This window comes from Serratia sp. A07 (genome assembly GCF_058725505.1).
On record NZ_JBZXDO010000009.1, the window covers coordinates 41,335 to 61,815 of the forward strand.

General features: G+C 60.7%; 18 protein-coding genes. 2 read left to right on the forward strand and 16 right to left on the reverse strand.

The genetic code is table 11. The features are described 5' to 3' along the window. Nucleotides 1-5 precede the first annotated feature (5 nt). The 3 genes from elaB to idnO form a co-directional block, all read right to left on the reverse strand. On the reverse strand, nucleotides 6-317 hold the full coding sequence (gene elaB / locus AC4PR2_RS11760) for a stress response protein ElaB (RefSeq protein WP_025160172.1): 312 nt from the start codon (nucleotides 315-317) through the stop codon (nucleotides 6-8). Nucleotides 318-398: 81 nt separating this feature from the next. Further along, nucleotides 399-1,430 carry an L-idonate 5-dehydrogenase gene (idnD, locus tag AC4PR2_RS11765; RefSeq protein ID WP_492175152.1) on the reverse strand — a complete coding sequence of 344 codons (1,032 nt, stop codon included), beginning with the start codon at nucleotides 1,428-1,430 and terminating at the stop codon, nucleotides 399-401. 22 nt (nucleotides 1,431-1,452) lie between these two features. After that, entirely contained in the window at nucleotides 1,453-2,217 is a 765-nt protein-coding gene (gene idnO / locus AC4PR2_RS11770) for a gluconate 5-dehydrogenase (RefSeq protein ID WP_100396419.1), read from the reverse strand. Between the two features lie 268 nt (nucleotides 2,218-2,485). On the opposite strand from idnO, the gene AC4PR2_RS11775 reads away from it, so the two are divergent. Continuing rightward, entirely contained in the window at nucleotides 2,486-3,469 is a 984-nt protein-coding gene (locus AC4PR2_RS11775) for a LacI family DNA-binding transcriptional regulator (RefSeq protein WP_193159319.1), read from the forward strand. Here the strand turns inward: AC4PR2_RS11775 and AC4PR2_RS11780 are convergent. Next, nucleotides 3,449-3,958 (reverse strand): DUF1097 domain-containing protein, encoded by a 510-nt coding sequence (locus AC4PR2_RS11780; RefSeq protein WP_033635316.1) that lies wholly within the window; start codon nucleotides 3,956-3,958, stop codon nucleotides 3,449-3,451. The genes AC4PR2_RS11775 and AC4PR2_RS11780 overlap by 21 nt on opposite strands. Before the next feature lie 130 nt (nucleotides 3,959-4,088). Further along, nucleotides 4,089-5,324, reverse strand: a complete 1,236-nt coding sequence (locus AC4PR2_RS11785; RefSeq protein WP_060439364.1) for an MFS transporter — start codon at nucleotides 5,322-5,324, stop codon at nucleotides 4,089-4,091. Nucleotides 5,325-5,613: 289 nt separating this feature from the next. Between AC4PR2_RS11785 and AC4PR2_RS11790 the strand changes: the two genes are divergently transcribed. Continuing rightward, on the forward strand, nucleotides 5,614-6,489 hold the full coding sequence (locus tag AC4PR2_RS11790; RefSeq protein ID WP_492175153.1) for a LysR family transcriptional regulator: 876 nt from the start codon (nucleotides 5,614-5,616) through the stop codon (nucleotides 6,487-6,489). 59 nt (nucleotides 6,490-6,548) lie between these two features. On the opposite strand, the gene nuoN is transcribed toward AC4PR2_RS11790, so the two are convergent. The 11 genes from nuoN to nuoC form a co-directional block, all read right to left on the reverse strand. Further along, nucleotides 6,549-8,006, reverse strand: a complete 1,458-nt coding sequence (nuoN, locus tag AC4PR2_RS11795) for an NADH-quinone oxidoreductase subunit NuoN (RefSeq protein ID WP_033635324.1) — start codon at nucleotides 8,004-8,006, stop codon at nucleotides 6,549-6,551. 6 nt (nucleotides 8,007-8,012) lie between these two features. Continuing rightward, nucleotides 8,013-9,542 carry an NADH-quinone oxidoreductase subunit M gene (nuoM, locus tag AC4PR2_RS11800; RefSeq protein ID WP_492175154.1) on the reverse strand — a complete coding sequence of 510 codons (1,530 nt, stop codon included), beginning with the start codon at nucleotides 9,540-9,542 and terminating at the stop codon, nucleotides 8,013-8,015. Between the two features lie 95 nt (nucleotides 9,543-9,637). After that, nucleotides 9,638-11,485, reverse strand: coding sequence for an NADH-quinone oxidoreductase subunit L (gene nuoL / locus AC4PR2_RS11805; RefSeq protein WP_019453716.1), 1,848 nt, complete (start codon nucleotides 11,483-11,485; stop codon nucleotides 9,638-9,640). Further along, the gene (gene nuoK, locus AC4PR2_RS11810) at nucleotides 11,482-11,784 is read right to left on the reverse strand and encodes an NADH-quinone oxidoreductase subunit NuoK (RefSeq protein WP_004936014.1); all 303 of its coding nucleotides are present in this window, start codon (nucleotides 11,782-11,784) and stop codon (nucleotides 11,482-11,484) included. The genes nuoL and nuoK overlap by 4 nt, the downstream gene beginning before the upstream one ends. Then, nucleotides 11,781-12,338, reverse strand: a complete 558-nt coding sequence (gene nuoJ, locus AC4PR2_RS11815) for an NADH-quinone oxidoreductase subunit J (RefSeq protein WP_019453717.1) — start codon at nucleotides 12,336-12,338, stop codon at nucleotides 11,781-11,783. Before nuoJ ends, nuoK begins: the two co-directional genes overlap by 4 nt. A gap of 13 nt (nucleotides 12,339-12,351) precedes the next feature. After that, nucleotides 12,352-12,894 carry an NADH-quinone oxidoreductase subunit NuoI gene (gene nuoI / locus AC4PR2_RS11820; protein WP_025160170.1) on the reverse strand — a complete coding sequence of 181 codons (543 nt, stop codon included), beginning with the start codon at nucleotides 12,892-12,894 and terminating at the stop codon, nucleotides 12,352-12,354. Nucleotides 12,895-12,908: 14 nt separating this feature from the next. Next, nucleotides 12,909-13,886 (reverse strand): NADH-quinone oxidoreductase subunit NuoH, encoded by a 978-nt coding sequence (gene nuoH, locus AC4PR2_RS11825; protein WP_004936022.1) that lies wholly within the window; start codon nucleotides 13,884-13,886, stop codon nucleotides 12,909-12,911. Next, nucleotides 13,883-16,621, reverse strand: a complete 2,739-nt coding sequence (gene nuoG / locus AC4PR2_RS11830; protein WP_031300541.1) for an NADH-quinone oxidoreductase subunit NuoG — start codon at nucleotides 16,619-16,621, stop codon at nucleotides 13,883-13,885. Before nuoG ends, nuoH begins: the two co-directional genes overlap by 4 nt. 76 nt (nucleotides 16,622-16,697) lie before the next feature. Further along, complete coding sequence (gene nuoF, locus AC4PR2_RS11835) at nucleotides 16,698-18,044, reverse strand: NADH-quinone oxidoreductase subunit NuoF (RefSeq protein ID WP_015378579.1); 1,347 nt, start codon at nucleotides 18,042-18,044, stop codon at nucleotides 16,698-16,700. After that, entirely contained in the window at nucleotides 18,041-18,592 is a 552-nt protein-coding gene (gene nuoE, locus AC4PR2_RS11840) for an NADH-quinone oxidoreductase subunit NuoE (protein WP_015378580.1), read from the reverse strand. Before nuoE ends, nuoF begins: the two co-directional genes overlap by 4 nt. Nucleotides 18,593-18,594: 2 nt before the next feature. Continuing rightward, nucleotides 18,595-20,391, reverse strand: coding sequence for an NADH-quinone oxidoreductase subunit C/D (gene nuoC, locus AC4PR2_RS11845; RefSeq protein ID WP_004936036.1), 1,797 nt, complete (start codon nucleotides 20,389-20,391; stop codon nucleotides 18,595-18,597). Nucleotides 20,392-20,481 lie beyond the last annotated feature (90 nt).

Genomic DNA, 20,481 nt, shown 5'->3' on the forward strand with positions numbered 1-20,481 from the left:
CGTCATTATTTACGGGCCAGCAGCAGCCCCAGCACCAGCCCAACGGTGGCGCCGATACCTACGCTGTGCCAGGGTTTATCCCGCACGTAGTCGTCGGTGCGATGTACCGCTTCTTTGGCGCGCGCGTAGTAGGATTCACCGGTGTTCGCCCAGCGCGCCTTGACCTCACTCAGCGCCTGCTCGGCGTGCGACTTGATGTCGACGTAAGCCTGATCCGCGCGATCGCCGGTGTATTGCAGCACTTCTTCCAGCGTCTCGGTCAGCATTCTCAGATCGTCATCCAGCGTAGTTTGCTCAGCATCCGTATGTCTTGCCATCGTGAGATCTCCGTGGTTGAAAAATTAAGCGTTCCTACACTATAGACAAGGATCGCCGCCTGCGGCCATCGGACTTTTACCCTAAAACACCAATTGCACCTTGGCGGCCTGGCGCTTATCGCCGGCAAACTCCAGCGCCTGCGCCAGCTGCCCGCTGGCGAACTCCGCCGACAGCAACGGCAGCGGATCGACCACGCCGTCGGCCAGCCACGCCACCGCCAGCGCAAACTCCGCCACGAAGCGGAAGGATCCGAGCAGGTTCAACTCCTTGGCGATCAACAACATCAGCGGGAAATCGGGAAAGCTGCCACCCATGCCCACCTGCACCACGGTGCCTTTGGCGCGGGTGATCTCCAGACAGCGCTGCAGCGACTGCGGATGCCCCGCCACTTCGAAGGCGACGTCGAAATACCCCTTGCCCTGCTGATAATCGCTAACATCGTCGTCCGCGGCATGCAGGCACCGATCGGCCCCCATTTGCCTGGCGATCGCCAGGCAGCGCGGGCTGAGATCGGCACAGACAATCTCGGCGGCGCCCAGCGCTTTCAGCGCCGCCACCAACAGGCAGCCGATCGGGCCGACGCCGGACACGAAGACCTTTTTTCCCGTCACGTCGCCGGGCTGTTTCGCTGCGTGGATCGCCACCGCCAGCGGTTCGGCGAACACCATCACCCTGTCGTCGCGATCGGCGCCGTAAGGGACACACTGCGCGCTATCCACCACTTTGTATTGGGTAAAAGCGCCGTCAACGTGCGGAAAATACATCGCGCTGCCGAAAAAACGCATCTCGACGCATTGATTGCTTTGCTGCTCCAGACAGTATTTGCACTGCCCGCAGGGTTTGCTGGGATTGAGCGCCACCTTCTGCCCGACCGGCAGCCGCGGTGAATCGCTGGCGACCACCTCGCCGATCACCTCATGGCCCAGCACCATCGGCTGACGCACCTGAAAATTGCCGACCTTGCCTTCCTGAAAGTAATGCAGATCCGAGCCGCAGATACCGCCGCGGCTGATTTTCACCAGCGTTCCCTGCCCCCGGTAATCCACTTCTTGCGCGATCACCGCCACGTCTCGTTTGCCATTGACCACGCAGGACTGAGTTTGAATTTTCATCTCAAGACTCCACGAAAAAAAGTTACACCGCCGCCGACATGCCGCCATCGACAAACAGCAGCTGCCCGTTGACGAAAGCGGAGGCGTCGGCGGCCAGGAACACCGCCGCGCCGATCAGCTCCTGCGGATCGCCCCAGCGCGCGGCGGGTGTGCGTTGGGTCAGCCAGGCGGTGAAGGCCGGATCGTCGGCCAGCGTCTGCGTCATCTCGGTTTTGAAATAGCCGGGGGCAATGCCGTTGACCTGAATGTTGTAGCGTGCCAGCTCCACGCACATGCCGCGCGTCAGCATTTTCACCGCCCCCTTGGACGCCGCATAAGGGGTGATGGTGTCCCGCCCCAGCTCGCTTTGCATCGAGCCGATGTTGACTATCTTGCCGCGCCGGCGCGGCACCATGTAACGCGCCACGGTTTGCGACACGATGAAGACCGCCTTCTGGTTGACGGCGATGATGTCGTCCCAGTCTTGCTCCGGAAACTCGGTGAACGGGTGGCGGCGCTGGATGCCGGCGTTGTTGATCAAAACGTCAATCGCGCCGATATCCGCTTCGATACGGTCGATGGCGGCCTGCACCGCCTGGGAATCGGTGACGTCGAACGCCGCCGCATCGGCACGCAGGCCCTCTTCGCGCAGGCGCTCGGCGGCGTGCCGGGCATGTTCTTCGGTGGTGGCGTTGACCAGAATATGTGCGCCTTGCTGCGCCAGGCCGCGCGCCAGCAGAAAACCGATGCCGCGCGAGGCGCCGGTGATCAAGACGATTTTGTTATCCAGTGAAAACAGATTGTTCATGGTGATTCCCGGCCATCAGGCCTCCAATCGGACAGGCCTCTATCTCAGCCGATTGTTACCGGTAAAAACGTGATGGAAATCACTGAAAATCATGTTACGAAACCCTGTTACCCTTAACGTGATCTCACGCAGGCAGCACGCGGGTAAAAATCAGCTATCCGATTGAAAAATGGCTATTTTCAATAGAGGTGCATTCATTGTTATCGCCAAATCGATTTGTTAACATACCGCTATCCGCCCTTGCCGCGCCGCCCGTGAAGGCCACCGAATGAAACACCCCCGCGTTACGCTACAGGACATCGCACAATTGGCCGGCGTGACCAAAATGACCGTCAGCCGCTTCCTGCGCACGCCGGAAAAAGTGGCGGCCGACACCGCCGAACGCATTGCGCAGGTCATGCGGGAGCTGAACGTCACCGGCGCCGATGCCGCACAGGCCGGCAGAAAACCGCGTCTCGGCGTGCTGGTCCCCTCCTTCAACAACCAGATCTTCGCCGATCTGCTGGCCGGCATCGAATCCGTTACCCAAGCACGGGGTTACCAAACGCTGGTGATGAACTACGATTACAGCCCGCAACGGGAAGAAGAGCAGATCGCGCAGCTGTTGAGCTACCCGATCGCCGGGCTGATCCTCACCGATTCTGCGCATACCTTGCGCGCAGAGACCTACCTCGGCGCCGCCAAAATCCCCCTCGCGCAGGTGATGGATCTCGACGCGCCGCCGGGGCGGATTGCGGTGGGGTTCGATAATGAACAGGCGGGGTATGACATGACCGAAGCGCTGCTCGCCAGCGGCAAACGGCATATCGTTTACTTTGGCGCCATGTCGGACGCCCGCGACAATAAACGCTATCGGGGGTACTGCCGCGCCATGGCGGCTCAGGGGCAAACGCCGCGTCAGATCGCGCCGCATCGGGTCTCTTCGGTTTCGATCGGCGCCGACATGCTGGCGATGGCGCGCGAACGCTACCCGCAGCTCGACGGTATCCTGTGCACCAACGACGATCTGGCAGTGGGCGTGTTGCAGGCCTGTCTGCGTCTCGGCGTGCGCGTGCCGCAAGAGGTTGCGTTATCGGGATTTCACGGCCTGGATATTGGCCAGGCGACCACGCCGAGCATCGCCAGCGTGATCACGCCGCGCTTTGACATGGGGAAAACCGCCGCCGAAATGCTGCTGTTGCGGATCGCGGGCGAACCTTGCGCCGAGCGCCACGATCTGTATTACCGCCTCTCACTCGGCGGCACCGTTTGAGCCGGCATTCGAGCCCATCGGCGGCGTAGCGCGGGCTTTTTCGCTGCGCGCCGCCCACCACAAACCGCTGTTTTTCATCGCATAGCCGAACAGCAGGCCCACCAGCAGGGAAAGCGTCACCAGCGGCCAATCACCGCCGCCGGCGAAGGTCGCGCAGGCGCCGATAAAGGTGCCGGGCACGAACCCCAGCCACTGCTGTTTAGCCTGAATGCACATCAGGAATGCCACGACGCCGGTCAGCAGATACCCCAAGAGATTCCACTGCGGCGCCAGTTCGCTGCCGTGGATGATCGCCATTGCCCAGAAGACGCCGCTGCAGCAGGTCAACGCGCCGATCACCAGCCCTTTCAACCCACCCTGCGGGCAGGCGAAATACGCCGTGCAGCCGAGAAAACCGGCCCAACCGATCAGCCCTAGGCTGACGGCAACCCAGCCCCACACGCCGGAGAGGATCCCGGTAGTAACGGCAATGGCGAAAAGAACGTTCATAAAGTGACCCGCGGCAAAACGAAAGCGCGCAGTTTACCCGAAAGCCGGTCATTTCATGTGATTAAAATCACAATATAAATGCAATTAAAGAATAATTAATTAAATAAAAGAGACTTCAATCACAAAAATATTAACGTGGGAACCCAGCACGTACCGTCATCCATGCCAACAACAGGCATACCGTGGTGCTGCTAAGGAACAGCAGATGGGTTGCCTGCTGTAGATCGACACGGTCGACCACGATCCCCAGCAAGATAGGCACCCAGTTGGCGATATAAGCGATAACGTAAAACAGCGAAAGCAAACGTGCATGGCTGGCCGGCGGCGAAATCAGGTTTACCAGGGTCGCGCTGCCAACGAAAATGGCGCCGTAAGCATAGCCGGCCACCACCAGCCCCGCAGCCGCCAGCCACAGTGAATGCCACTGGATCGCCACGGCGAATACCACCGCCGCCAGCACCTGCGCCAGGCAACCGAACAACAGCGAATGGCGGGCGTTAAGGCGGCGGCTCAGGATCTGGCTGATACCGGCGATCAACAGATAAACCGCAATCGCATAGCCAAAGACGCCTCGAGCGTGCAGGCCTAACAGCGTTTCCGCCACGCTGGGGCCGATAGCCAAAATGCTGGCGGCCAGGGCCCAACAGATAAACAGCGCCCCGGCACAGACATAGAATTTACCGCCGGTGGCGCGCAGGCCATCGAGCAGCGAGCTTTTTTCTGTCGCAGCCGGCGTAGCATGGGTCGGCGCCGTAACCACGCCACGCGGCCACGAGAACATCACGCCCAACGCAGCCACGGCGGCAATGACCATGATGAAAACGAACGGCAGCGTCGTGGGATGAAAACCGGTCTGCAAAGCGATGCCGCTGAAGATCGGGCCCAGCGCCAATCCTGTGGTAAAGGACAACGTGGCGATCAGCGCGGCGTTTTTACCGCCGTCTCGTGGCCCAAAACGCACCAACGCGATGTTTGCCGCACCGGTCAATGCCCCGGTGCCCACCCCGGCTAACAGTCGCGCCATGAGCATCATGGCAAAGGTATCAGCCCGCGCGAACAGCAGCGCACCGCTCAACACCACCAGCAATGCCGGCACGATCATGCTGCGCAAATCCTTCACTTTGCCGGACAGATTGCCGACGCCGAACAAAGCGATCAGCACGCCGGCGGCGTAAGCGCCGTAAACGACGGTCAGGCTGACGGAGCTCAGCGCAAGCTGCTGCTGATACAGCGGATACAGCGGCGTCGGCGCACTGCTGTTCAGCAATGCCGACATCAGTGCCAATGCCAGGAACAATAGAATACCCATGCGCGATGCCTGCGCGTTTTTCGGCACCGTGTCCTGGATGGCGGTATTTTCTGACATGCTTTAACTCCCAAAGTCGGCAGGTGGCGGCCTGCCATCGACGTTTTTCCTCACCCGACGAGCCGGGAACGGCGCTTATCATAGCGTTACGGCGACGGGCGAAGTATCGTCAAGAATGAATCACCCTGATGCATTCTTGCATCACCGGAGAAATAACCGCCGATGTGCAGGCCGTTAACCGTCTTTGTCTCCCCCCGGACGGAACAACGCTTTATGATAGAAACCGTTATTGTTCGCCTGGCTTGGCCCGTGCCCCACGGTGCCGACAAATCTGCAGAGAGGAAATGGCATGATGAATTGGGACGACGCGCGCTTCTTTTTGGCCGTCGCACGCTGTGGCACGCTACGCAAAGCCGCCAGCCAGCTGCATGTCGATCAGGCGACCGTCGGTCGACGGCTGTCCGCTTTCGAAGATGCGCTCGGCTCCAAGCTGTTTATCCGCACGCCGAAATCCTTCGCCCTCAGCCCGCTGGGGGAGGAAATGCTGGCGGACGTGATGAAGATGGAAAATGCGGTGCAGGCGATCAACCGTAAAGCCGCCAGCGGTGACGAAAGCCTGAACGGCAACGTGCGCATCGCCACCACCGACACCCTGGCCGAAGCCTTCGTGATGCCGGCGCTGCAAGATCTGCGGGAACGCTACCCCGCCATCACCGTCACGCTGCTGACGGCGGTCAACATCGCCGATATTTCTTACCACGGCGCAGATCTGGCGATCCGCGGCGCCCGTCCCGATGACGATGAGCTGATCATCAAACGCTTAGCCACCATCGAAATGGGTCTGTACGCCTCTCAGCACTACCTGGCGCGGCGCGGCATGCCGGTCAGGGGCGAGCAGCTGCGCGGCCACGATCTGCTGATGTTCCCGCGCGAGCTGGTGCCGCGCCACTGGAACAATTTCTGCGGCGAGGCTCTGCACGAGCCCAACGTCGTGCTGCAATGCAATTCGCAGCTGCTGCTGCGCTCCGCCACCCGCAGCGGGCTGGGCATCGGCCTGCTCTCCGCGTTTTTGGCGGACAAAGACCCGGAGCTGATGCGCCTGCTCCCGGAGAACAAAGACTGGGTGGATATCTGGCTGGTGCTGCATCCCGATTTGCAACGCGCCGCCCGCGTGCGCGCGGTGGTGCAGGCGCTGGAAACCTCGTTTAGCGCCCATTACGGCTGAGTGCCGTTTCCCCATAAAAAAAGGTCGCCGAAGCGACCTTTTTACCGTCTGAAGCGTTATCAGAACGTCGGCTGAGCCATCTGCACCAGCGAAATCAGCGGCTGCGGATAGACGCCCAACAGCAGCACCAGCGCGGCTGAGATCAGCACCACGACGCCACCGGCGGTCAACGCCCAGTTGTTCGGGGTATCGCGCTGCAGCGATTCCGGCGCGCTGAGGAACAGGCTGACGGTCACGCGCAGGTAGTAGTACAGGCCGATGGCGCTGCCTACCACGACTGCGCCGGTCAGCCACCACAGGTGTGCGCTGACGCCCATCGCGATCACGAAGAACTTACCGATAAAGCCCAGCGTCATCGGGATACCGGCCAGCGACAGCATCATCACCGTCATCACCGCGGACAAGATTGGCTTGTGCCAGAACAGACCACGGTAAGAGAACAGCGAATCCGCATCCGGGCCGCGGTACGGGCTGGACATCAGGCTGACCACGCCAAAGGCGCCCAGGCTGCTGAACAGGTAACCGGCCAGGTAAACGCCGGCGGTTTCCAGCGACAGCTGATGGGTTTGCACCGCAATCAGCGCCACCAGCAGGTAGCCCAGGTGAGCGATCGACGAGTAGCCCAGCAGACGCTTGATGTTGGTCTGGCTGATGGCCATCAGGTTACCGAACAAGATAGAGCAGAACGCGATGATCGACAGCACCATGCGCAGCGCCTCGTTGTCGGCGGCCGGGGCATACAGGAACAGACGCATCACGACCGCGAAGATCGCGATCTTGCTGGCGGTCGCCAGGAAGGTCGAGACCGGCGCAGGCGCGCCCTGATACACGTCCGGCGTCCACAGTTGGAACGGCACCAGCGACAGCTTGAAGCCCAGACCGACGATCATCATGCCCATACCGGCCAGGATCAGCGGCTGGTGCATCATGTTTTCCTGCAGGCTCTTGCCGAGGCCGGCCAGCGACAGATCGCCGGACTCGGCATACAGCAGCGCCATGCCGAACAGCAGGAACGACGACGCGGCGGCGGACAGCAACATGTACTTGATGGCGGCTTCCAGCGGGCGCTTCTGGCGGTAGGCGTAGCCCACCAGGCCGAACAGCGGCAGCGAGATCAGCTCGATACCGATGAACAGCGAAGCCAGATGGTTGGCGCTCGCCAGCAGGATGCCCCCCATGGCGGCGATCAGCACCAGCAGGTAGAACTCTTCGCGGTTATCCGGATAGCCGACCAGCCACGGATACGCGAAGGTGCAGGTCGCCAGACTCGCCAGCAGCACCAGCCCGGTGTAGAACATCGAGTAACCGTCAACCCGCAGCAGCGGGGTGACGTCCATTGGGCCTGCCTGGCCGACAAAGTACAGCGAAAGCAGCGCCAGGTTGAGACCGATCACGGTCAGGGTGGCGTTGATAAAGTGGTCGCGTCGCCACGCAATGCCTAGCATCACAACCACCACCGTCAATCCGACGATCAACAGCGGCAGCAGTGCGATCAGTTGTTGAGGAGTTATTGTCATGGCGAATTACGGCCTTGTTGTTGAAATTGCTGAAACTGACGAACCAAACCAGTGTTGCACGTTGCTCATCGCCGCGTTGGAAGTATCCAGAATCGGCTGCGGGTAAACCCCCAGCAGAACCAGCAACACCACCAGCAGCAGAATGATGAACAGCTCGCGCGCGGTCATGCCCTGCAGCGGCTGGTCGGATTTAGGCGCACCGTAATAAGCGCGCTGCATCATGATCAGCGAGTAAACCGAAGCGAACACCAGACCGAAGGTAGAAATCACGGTGATCACCGGCACCACCTGGTAGCTGCCGAACAGAATCATGAATTCGCCGACGAAGTTACCGGTACCCGGCATCCCCAGCGTAGCCACGGCGAAGAACAGCGACAGCGCAGGGATGAACTTGATCCGCCCCCACAGGCCGCCCATCTGACGCATGTCGCGGGTATGCAGACGCTCATACAGCTGGCCGCAGATGATAAACATACCGGCGGCGGACAGACCGTGCGCGATCATCTGGATCACCGCGCCCTGGTAAGCCAGCTGGCTGCCGGTGTATATGGCGATCAGCACGAAGCCCATGTGCGAAACCGAGGTGTAGGCGATAAGACGTTTGATGTCGGTCTGCGCGAACGCCATCCAGGCGCCGTAGAAGATACCGATCACGCCCAGCCACATGGCGATTGGCGCAAACTCGTGCGAAGCCTCAGGGAACAGCGGCAGGCTGAAACGCAGCAGGCCATAGGCCGCCGTTTTAAGCAAGATGCCCGCCAGGTCGACGGAACCTGCGGTCGGTGCCTGGCTGTGCGCGTCCGGCAACCAGCCGTGCAGCGGCACCACCGGCATTTTCACCGCGAAGGCGATGAAGAAGCCCAGCATCAACAGATATTGCACGTTGTGGGACATCGGCGTTTGCAGCAGGTCTTCGTAATCGAAGGTCCACACGCCGGTCGCGTTGTAGTGCACGAACACCAGGCCCAGGATCGCAATCAGCATCACCAGACCGCTGGCCTGGGTGTAGATGAAGAACTTGGTCGCCGCGGTGATACGGGTTTTACCGTCCGACGCCTTGTGGCCCCACAGCGCGATCAGGAAGTACATCGGCACCAACATCATTTCCCAGAAGAAGAAGAACAGGAACATGTCGATGGCGAGGAACACGCCGATAACGCCGCCCAGGATCCACAGCAGGTTGAGGTGGAAGAAGCCCTGATACTTCTGGAATTCACGCCAGGAACAGAGGATCGCCAGCACGCCCAGCAGACCGGTCAACACCACCATCAGCAGCGACAGGCCGTCCAGCGCCAGGTGGATGGAGATGCCGAAGCGCGGGATCCACGGCAGCAGGAATTCGCTCTGCCACTGCGGAATGCCTTTCGGCGTGGTCAAGGTATAGCCGCCCTGCATCCACAGCTGCAGAGAGAGCGCCAACGTCAGCCCCATTGCGATCAGCGCTATCCAGCGCGGCACCTTAGTACCGAAGCGCTCAAGCTGCCAGCACAGCAGACCGCCGATAAAGGGGATAAGAATTAGCCAAGGTAATAGCATGGCGTTTTGTGTCCCTTATACGAATAATTTCAAACTTTGTACGTAGCGCCTGCCCGGCGCTACGCCCGAAAAATGCGTCTGTTTAAATTATTCAATTAAACCAAAATCAACAGAGCCAATACGACCACTGCACCCACACCCATAGACGCTATATACCAACGCACCTGACCGTTCTCGCTCACCGTCAGACCGCGGTTCCCCCAGCGGGAGAAGACGGCCGGCAGGTTCATCAGCGAGTTCAGCGGATCGCGCTGCAGCAGCTTCGCAATGCCCAGGTACGGCTTGACGAACACTTTGTCATACAGCCAGTCGAAGCCCCAGGCATGGAACCACCAGGTCGAGAAGAAACGCCCCGGCGCGCTGTTGGCGATGCTGTTGACCAGGCTGCGTTTGCCCAGCCACAGCGCGGCCGCCAGCAGAATGCCGACGATAGCCACCACGCCGGAGGTGATTTCAAGCGTCAGCACGCTGCCGTGCGCCAGCTCGGTCGTATCCGGCAGCACGCCCTGCAACGGCGGCACGATCATCGCGCCGACGAAGGTGGACAGCACCAGCAGAACCAGCAGCGGCAGGTGGTGAGTGATGCCTTTACCGGCATGCGCTTTGATTTTCTCTTCGCCATGGAACACGATGAAAATCATACGGAAGGTGTACAGCGAGGTCATGAACGCGCCGACCAGGCCGGCCACCATCAGGTTGATGTGGCCGTTGGCCATCGCGCCCGCCAGGATCTCGTCCTTACTGAAGAAGCCGGCCGTGACCAGCGGCAACGCAGACAGCGCCGCGCCACCCACCAGGAAGCAGACGTACACCAGCGGGATGCTCTTGCGCAGGCCGCCCATCTTGAAGATGTTTTGCTCGTGGTGGCAAGCCAGAATCACCGAACCGGACGACAGGAACAGCAGCGCCTTGAAGAACGCGTGGGTCATCAGGTGGAAGATCGCCGCGTCCCATGCCTGCACGCCCAGCGCCAGGAACATGTAACCGATCTGGCTCATGGTGGAGTAAGCGAGCACGCGCTTGATGTCGGTCTGCACCAGTGCGGCGAAGCCGGCCAGCAGCAGAGTGACCGCACCGACGATGCCCACCAGGTGCAGCACTTCTGGCGCCATCAGGAACAGGCCGTGCGTACGGGCGATCAGATAGACGCCCGCGGTCACCATGGTCGCCGCGTGGATCAGTGCGGAAACCGGGGTTGGGCCCGCCATCGCGTCCGCCAACCAGGTTTGCAACGGCAGCTGCGCCGATTTACCGACCGCGCCGCCCAGCAGCATCAGGGTCGCCCAAGTGATGGCCGTATCGCCCACCGCCAGTTTCTGCGGTGCCAGGATCATCAGCTCGCGGATATTCAGCGTGCCCAGCTCGTTGTAGAGGATGAACAGCGCGAACGCCAGGAACACGTCGCCCACGCGGGTCACGATGAAGGCTTTCATCGCCGCCGCGCCGTTGGCCGGATCTTTGTAGTAGAAACCGATCAACAGGTAGCTGCACAGGCCCACGCCTTCCCAACCCAGATACATCAGCAGCAGGTTGTCCGCCAGCACCAAGACCACCATGCTGGCGATAAACAGGTTGGTGTAAGCGAAGAAGCGCGAGTAGCCCTCTTCACCGCGCATGTACCAGGAGGCGAACATGTGGATGAAGAAGCCGACGCCGGTGACCACCGACAGCATGGTCAGCGACAGGCCGTCCAGCACCAGGGTCACGCCGATATTGAAGTTGCCGACGGCCATCCAGGTCCACAGGCTTTGCTCGAACAGCTGCACGCCGGCGGCTTTCTGGGCGAAGAAATCCATCGCCACATACACCGTGACCAGCGCAGCCAGGCCGATAGAGCCCACGCCGACGGTAGCCGCCGTGTTCTCAGACCAACGACCGCGGGAAAATGCCAGCAGCAGGAACCCGATCAGCGGTAGCAGAATTGTTAAATATAATAGGTTCATCCGCGCATCTCACTGACAGTATCAATATTCAGGGTATGACGACGACGGTAGAGCTGCAGCAGCAGCGCCAGGCCGATACTGGCCTCGGCTGCCGCCAGGCTGATCGCCAGGATGTACATCACCTGACCGTCCGCCTGGCCCCAGTAGCTTCCCGCCACGATAAACGCCAACGCCGCAGCGTTGATCATCACTTCCAGGCTGATCAGCATAAACAGCAGGTTGCGGCGCACCAGCAGCCCGGTCAGCCCGAGCACAAACAGGATAGCCGCCAGGATCAGGCCGTGTTGAAGAGGGATCATGCTTGCTCCTCCGATTTTCTTCTCGCCATTTCGCCACTCGCCGGCGCGTTGCTCAGCACCTCGCCAGGCTTGTGCTCGCGGCCGATATGGAAGGCGACAACCAGACCCGCCAACAGCAGCATTGAGGCCAGCTCAACCGCCAATACGTAAGGCCCGAACAGGCTGATGCCCACCGCCTTCGCGTCGACCATCTCGCCGCTGATACCCTGGTCGGATACGCTGCGAATAGCGACGATCAATACCACCAGCAGCGCCAGCGACAACAGGCCAGGCCCGATCCACACCGTCGGCTTCATCCAGTCGCGCTCTTGCTGCTGCACGTTGCCGAGGTTCAGCATCATCACCACGAACACGAACAGCACCATGATGGCGCCCGCATAGACGATGATTTCCAACGCGGCGGCAAAGTAGGCGCCGAGCGAGAAGAAGACTGCCGAGATCGCCAATAACGAGACGATCAGATACAGCAGCGCATGTACAGGGTTGGTATGGGTGATCACGCGAATCGTCGCGGCCACCGCAATCAAACCTGCCAGGTAAAATGCAATTTCCATGCTTGCTGGCTCCTTAGGGCAACAGACCTTTGACGTCGATCGGTTTGGCTTCGTTTTCGGCTTCGCCTTTGGCTTTGCCGTCAATCGCCATACCGGCCATCCGGTAGAAGTTATATTCCGGATATTTACCCGGCCCCGAGATCAACAGATCTTCTTTTTCGTACACCAGATCCTGACGCTTGTACTCACCCAGTTCGAAATCCGGCGTCAGCTGGATAGCGGTAGTCGGGCAAGCCTCTTCGCACAGGCCACAGAAAATGCAGCGCGAGAAATTGATGCGGAAGAACTCCGGATACCAACGGCCGTCTTTCTGTTCTGCTTTTTGCAGCGAGATACAGCCGACCGGGCAGGCAACCGCACACAGGTTACAGGCGACGCAGCGCTCTTCGCCGTCCGGATCGCGCGTCAGCACGATGCGGCCACGGTAGCGCGGCGGCAGGTAAACCGGTTCTTCCGGATACATCTGGGTTTCGCGCTTGGCGAAGGCATGCATGCCAATCATCCAAATGCTGCGCACCTGGGTGCCGAAACCAACCACTAACTCTTTCAATGTCATGGTTTATTCACCCCTTATTGAGCGTTGTACAAAATGACCGCGGCGGTTGCCAGCAGGTTCAGCAGCGTCAGCGGCAGGCACACTTTCCAGCCGAAGGACATCACCTGGTCATAACGCGGACGCGGCAGCGCGGCACGGATCAGGATGAACATCATCATGAAGAAGGCCGTTTTCAACGCGAACCAGATGAATGGCGGCAGGAACGGACCCTGCCAGCCGCCGAAGAACAACGTCACAATCAGGGCGGACACGGTGACGATACCGATGTATTCCCCCACGAAGAACAGACCGAACTTCATGCCGGAATATTCGATGTGGTAACCGTCGGCCAGTTCCTGCTCGGCTTCCGGCTGGTCAAACGGGTGACGGTGGCACACCGCCACGCCGGCGATCGCGAAGGTCACGAAGCCGAAGAACTGCGGAATGACGTTCCAGACGTGCGCCTGGGATTCAACGATGGCCTGCATGTTGAACGAATCCGCCTGCATCACCACGCCCATCAGCGACAGGCCGATGAACACTTCGTAGCTCAGGGTTTGCGCGGAGGCGCGCATCGCGCCCAACAGCGAGTATTTGTTGTTGCTCGACCATCCGGCGAACAGCACGGCGTACACCGCCAGGCCGGCCATCATCAGGAAGAACAGAATACCGATGTTGAGATCGGACACCGCCCAGGTCGGGCTGACCGGAACGATGGCAAATGCCAGCAACAGGGAAGTAAAGGCGATCATCGGCGCCAGGGTGAAGATCACCCGGTCGGAGAATCTCGGTACCCAGTCTTCCTTGAAGAACATTTTGATCATGTCGGCGACCAGCTGCAGCGAGCCGCCCCAGCCTACGCGGTTCGGTCCGTAGCGGTTCTGGAACAGGCCGAGCAGACGGCGTTCGCCGAAGCTCATGAATGCCCCGCACGCCACGACCACCAACAGGATCACGACCGCTTTAAGAATGGCGATCAGAATGTCGATCACCTCAGGGGTAAACCAGCTCATCGTGCTGCCTCCCGCAGATTGTCTACCTTAGCACCCACCAAGATCGGCGGGATCCCTGGCAAGCCGAGCGGCAAACCAACCTGGCCCTGGGTCAGGGTTTCACTCAGACGCACCGGCAGACGCAGGGTCTGGCCCGCACAGCTGAACTCCACCAGGCTGCCCGCGTTGACGCCAAGCGTCGCCGCGTCGGCCGGGTTGACCATCACGTAGGCTTCCGGCATGCGCTGCTGGATCACGTGAGAGCGCTGCGACATTTCGTCGCTGCCGAACAGGTGGTAGTAAGGCGCGACACGCCAACCGTCGACCGGATTGAACGCGGCAGGCACGCGATCGAAGTAACCGAGGCTGCCCTCCCCCGCTTCGATCAGACGCACGCCCGGATCGCCGTGGCGCAGTTTGCCGCCCACTTCGGCCTGGAACTTGTTCCATGCCTGCGGTGAGTTCCAGCCTGGCGCCCAGGCGAACGGGATCTGCTGACGATCGGCCAGCGGGCTGTTGTTCCCTTCCATCGAGAAGGCGAACATGGTGTCTTTATCCTGCGGCTGACGCGGCTCGTGCACACTGATGTTAGCGCGCATGGCGGTACGGCCGCTGGAGCGGTGCGGCGAACGCGCCAGCTTCTGACCGCGAATGCGGAAAGTCGCGTCCGGCGCAGCGTCGACGATGCCCTGCAGCTGCGGCAACGCGGCAACGCAAGCGGCGATCACGTCATCGAGCTGGGTCCAGTCCACGTGGCGGCTGGTGTAGGTGGAGTGCAGCGAGTGCATCCAGCGCCAGCTTTCCAGCATCACGGTGAACTGATTCTTCTTGGCGTCGTCGTAGTAAGCCGGATCGTATACCTGGAAGAAGCGCTGCGCGCGGCCTTCCTGGTTGATCAGCGTACCGTCGCTCTCGGCGAAGCTGGCCGAGGAGAGGATCAGGTTGGCTTTGTCCATGATCGCAGTGCGCTGGTGGTCGGCGACGATCAGGTTGTTGACCTTGGCCAACGCCGCATCCACCTGCGCCGCCGGCGCATGACGATAGAGATCGTTTTCCATCACGATGGCGGTGTCTGCTGCGCCGCTCGCCAGCTGTTCCAGCGCCTGATCGAGCGAACCGCCGCCGATCATCGCCAGGCCCATGCTGTTGGCTGCGCCCGCCACGAAGGTGATGCCGACATCGGAACCGCGGCCCTTCAACGCTTTGGCGATGTTGGCCGCCGCTTCGATGATGGCTTCGCTGCCAGCGTTGCTGCCGGTCACGATCAGCGGTTTGCGTGCGCCGGTCAGCGCCTGCACGATGATATCGACTTTCTTGTTCAGGCCTTCAGCCAGATCGTTCACCGCCGGCGCCGCGCTGTCCAGCGCGTGAGCGATGGCGAAGCCGAAGCGCGCCTGTTCGTCCACCGGCGCGCGGTAATTCCAGGCGGCGATGTCGTCCAGACGGGTGTTGTCGACGTTGGTGGTGAACAGCGGGTACTTGGCGTGCTGACCGATGTTCTGCACCGCCGCGATCTGCCAGTCGGCCACGCGTTGCGCCGCCGCCATCGCGCGGGCTTTCCCCTTGACGGCCTGGCGCACGGACAGCGCGATACGCGCACCGGTTTGCGTCAGGTCTTCGCCCAGCACCAGCACCGCGTCGTAATCTTCGATCTCACGCAGCGCCGGCGTATGGACGCCGCCGTTTTTCAGCACGTTCAGCATCAGCGCCAGGCGTGATTGCTCCGCCTGAGCGATACCGGTGTAGTAGTTCTCGGCGCCGACCAGCTCGCGCAGCGCGAAGTTGCTTTCCAGGCTGGCGCGCGGGGAGCCGATGCCGATGGTTTTCTTCGCCTGACGCAGGATGTCCGCCGCGCCCTGCATCGCCTGCTCGGCGTTCAGGGTGATCCAGTCATCGCCGCGCAGCTGCTGCGGTTGACGCGGACGATCTTTCTGGTTGACGTAGCCGTAACCGAAACGGCCGCGGTCGCACAGGAAGTAGTGGTTCACGCTGCCGTTGTAACGGTTTTCGATACGGCGCAGCTCGCCATAGCGTTCGCCCGGGCTGGTGTTACAGCCGATGCTGCACTGCTGGCAAATGCTCGGCGCGAACTGCATGTCCCATTTACGGTTGTAGCGTTCGGAGTGCGTTTTGTCGGTGAATACGCCGGTCGGGCACACTTCCACCAGGTTGCCGGAGAACTCGCTTTCCAGCGTGCCGCTTTCCGGGCGACCGAAGTAGACGTTGTCGTGCGCGCCGTACACGCCGAAGTCGGTGCCGTCCGCATAGTCTTTGTAGTAACGCACGCAGCGGTAGCAGGCGATGCAGCGGTTCATCTCATGCGAGATAAACGGCCCCAGCTCCTGGTTGTTGTGGGTGCGCTTGGTGAAGCGGTAGCGGCGGAAGCTGTGGCCGGTCATTACCGTCATATCCTGCAGGTGACAGTTACCGCCTTCTTCACAGACCGGGCAATCGTGCGGGTGGTTGGTCATCAACCACTCGACCACGCTTTCACGGAACTGCTTCGCTTCGCCGTCATCGATGGAGATGAAGGTGCCGTCGGATGCCGGGGTCATACAGGACATCACCAAACGGCCGCGCGTATCTTCCGCGTTTTGGTATTGCTTTACCGCACATTGGCGGCAAGCGCCGACGCTTCCCAGCGCCGGATGCCAGCAAAAGTAAGGAATATCAAGGCCGAGGGAAAGACAAGCCTGCAGCAGGTTGTCCGCTCCGTCTACCTCATACTCTTTGCCGTCTACATGAATCGTAGCCATAGTCAGCATGCTTCCAAGTGGCCTGCCTTGCGGCAGGCGTTAATCAAAAATTCTGGCCGTGTTCGGGCGAGTCGGCTTACCAGCGCTGCTTCAGCAGATTGTTCGGCTGAATGCCGCCAATCGCATGGGCGTTGCCGAAGTGCTGCACGGCGATGCCCGCCTCGAACTCTTCACGGAAATATTTAATCGCGCTTTGCAGTGGCTCTACGGCACCTGGCGCGTGGGCGCAGAAGGTTTTGCCCGGGCCGAGGGAACGGCACAGCTGTTCGAGGGTTTCGATATCCCCCGGCTGCCCTTCGCCGTTTTCCAACGCACGCAGGATCTTCACGCTCCACGGCAGGCCGTCGCGGCATGGCGTACACCAGCCGCAGGACTCGCGGGCGAAGAACTCTTCCAGGTTACGCACCAGCGGCACCATGCCGATCTCGTGGTCTACCGCCATCGCCAGCGCGGTGCCGAGACGGCTGCCGGCTTTGCCGATCGCGCCGTATTCCATCGGCAGATCGAGGTGATCGGCGGTCAGGAAGTCGGTCCCCGCACCGCCCGGCTGCCAGGCTTTGAAGCGCAGACCGTCGCGCATGCCGCCGGCGTAGTCTTCCAGGATCTCGCGCGCGGTGGTGCCGAACGGCAACTCCCAGACGCCCGGATTTTTCACCCGGCCGGAGAAGCCCATCAGCTTGGTGCCTTTGTCTTCACTGCCGGAGATGCCGGTGTACCACTCCACGCCGTTCGCCAAAATGGCCGGCACGTTGCACAGCGTTTCGACGTTGTTGACGCAGGTCGGCTTGCCCCATACGCCGGCGCTGGCCGGGAATGGCGGCTTGGAACGCGGGTTGGCGCGGCGGCCTTCCAGCGAGTTGATCAGCGCGGTTTCTTCGCCGCAGATGTAACGGCCGGCGCCGGTGTGCACGATCAGCTCGAAATCGAACCCGGTGCCGAGAATGTTCTTGCCCAGATAGCCGGCTTCGGTGGCTTCCGCGATGGCGCGACGCAGGTGCGCCGCCGCTTCGATGTACTCACCGCGCAGGAAGATGTACCCACGGTAGGCTTTCAGCGCGAACGCGGAGATCAACATGCCTTCCACCAGCAGATGCGGCAGCTGCTCCATCAGCAGGCGGTCTTTATAAGTGCCCGGCTCCATTTCATCGGCGTTACACAGCAGGTAACGGATGTTCATGGATTCGTCCTTCGGCATCAGGCTCCACTTCAAACCGGTGGAGAAGCCCGCGCCGCCGCGGCCCTTCAGCCCGGAGTCTTTCACCAGGCCGACGATCTCGTCCGGGGCCAGGCCTTTGAGGGCCTTTTCTGCGCCGGCATAGCCGTTTTTGCTGCGGTACTCGTCCAGCCACAGCGGCTGCTTGTCATCGCGCAGACGCCAGGTCAGCGGATGCGTTTCGGGAGTGCGTACAATGTGCTTGGTCATTGATACTGCTCCAGTAGCGTCTCGATATCTTCAGGCTTCAGCTGACTGTGAGTGTCGTCATCAATCATCATGGTCGGCCCTTTATCGCAGTTGCCCAGACAGCAGGTCGGCAACAGCGTGAAGCGGCCATCAAAGGTGGTTTGACCCGGCTTGATGTTCAGCTTCTTCTCGATAGCGGCCTGAATGCCCTGGTAACCGGTGATGTGACAGACAACGCTGTCACAATAACGGATCACGTGACGTCCTACTGGCTGACGGAAAATCTGGCTGTAGAACGTGGCCACGCCTTCTACGTCGCTGGCGGGGATGCCCAGCACTTCCGCGATGGCGTAAATCGCACCGTCCGGAACCCAGCCGCGCTGCTTCTGCACAATTTTCAGTGCTTCGATGGAAGCGGCGCGCGGATCCTCGTAATGGTGCTTTTCGTGCTCGATCGCATCACGTTCTTCCGCGCTCAGTACAAATGCATCAACGCCGCTCTGAGGAGCGGCTGCGTTGATGGGCTCGAGCGCATCATTGACTGCGTGATTGTCTTTTTGATCATGCATAGTTAGCGGTCCACATCTGACATTACAAAATCGATACTACCCAGATAGACGATCAGGTCGGAAACCAGGCTGCCACGGATGACCGATGGGATCTGCTGCAGGTGCGCAAAGCTCGGCGTACGTACCCGGGTGCGGTAGCTCATGGTGCTGCCGTCGCTGGTCAGGTAGTAGCTGTTGATCCCTTTGGTGGCTTCAATCATCTGGAATGATTCGTTGGCTGGCATCACCGGGCCCCAGGAAACCTGCAGGAAGTGGGTGATCAGCGTTTCAATATGCTGCAGCGTGCGCTCTTTCGGCGGCGGCGTGGTCAGCGGGTGATCGGCCTTGAACGGGCCTTCCGGCATGTTGTTCAGGCACTGTTCGAGAATGCGCAGGCTCTGGCGCAGCTCTTCCACCTTCAGCATCACGCGGGTGTAGCAGTCGCTGGTGCCGTCGCCGACCGGCACTTCGAAGTCGAAGTTCTCGTAGCCGGAGTACGGACGCCATTTACGCACGTCGAACTCGACGCCGGTGGCACGCAGGCCGGCGCCGGTCACGCCCCACTCCAGCGCTTCTTTGGCGTTGTAAGACGCTACGCCGATGGAACGGCCTTTCAGGATGCTGTTCTTCAGCGCCGCTTTCACGTAGGAGTCCAGACGCTTCGGCATCCAGTCGAGGAATTCACGCAGCAGGCGATCCCAGCCGCGCGGCAGATCGTGCGCGACGCCGCCGATGCGGAACCAGGCCGGGTGCATACGGAAACCGGTGATCGCTTCCACCAGATCGTAGATTTTCTGACGGTCGGTAAAGGCGAAGAACACCGGGGTCATCGCGCCGACGTCCTGAATGAAGGTGGAGATGTACAGCAGGTGGCTGTTGATGCGGAACAGCTCGGACAGCATCACGCGGATGGTGTCGACGCGCTCAGGCACCTTGATGCCGGCCAGCTTCTCGACCGCCAGCACATAAGGCATTTCGTTCACGCAGCCGCCGAGGTACTCGATACGGTCGGTGTACGGAATGTAGCTGTGCCAAGATTGACGCTCGCCCATCTTCTCGGCGCCGCGGTGGTGATAGCCGATATCCGGCACGCAGTCGACGATCTCTTCGCCGTCCAGCTGCAGAATGATGCGGAACGCACCGTGCGCAGACGGGTGGTTCGGGCCGAGGTTGAGGAACATGAAGTCTTCGTTCTCGGTGCCGCGCTTCATGCCCCAGTCTTCCGGCTTGAAGGTCAGCGCTTCCATCTCCAGATCTTCTTTCTGCTTGGTCAGCACGAAAGGATCGAATTCGGTGGCGCGCGCCGGGTAGTCCTTGCGCAGCGGGTGCCCTTCCCAGGTCTGCGGCATCATGATGCGCGACAGGTGCGGGTGGCCGTCGAAGGTGATGCCGAACATTTCCCAGGTTTCGCGCTCGTACCAGTTGGCGTTCGGGAACACCTTGGTCGCCGTCGGCACGTGCAGGTCTTTTTCAGACAGCGCCACCTTCAGCATGATGTCGCGGTTGCGTTCGATGGAAATCAGATGGTAGAAAACGGAGAAATCCGCAGCGGGCAGGCCGTCGCGGTGGGTGCGAAGACGTTCGTCCACGCCATGCAGATCGAACAGCATGACATACGGCTTCGGCTGTTTTCTCAGGAACGTCATTACTTCCAGCAACTGGTCAGGTTTAACCCATACCACGGGCATGCCGGTACGGGTGGCCTGAACAGTAAAGGCTTCCGGCCCAAAACGGTTGCGCAGTTCGCCGATCACCGGGTCGTCAAGGTGATCTCGGGTCTGCCAGGCAGGCAAGGCGTCGTGCGTCGTCAAATCTGTCATAATTTTTTTTCACCACACTAAAGGATTATTCGCCGCAAGTTTCACTTTTCGCTGTGTTAACCAATAGCGCACTAAGATGGACGTTAAATG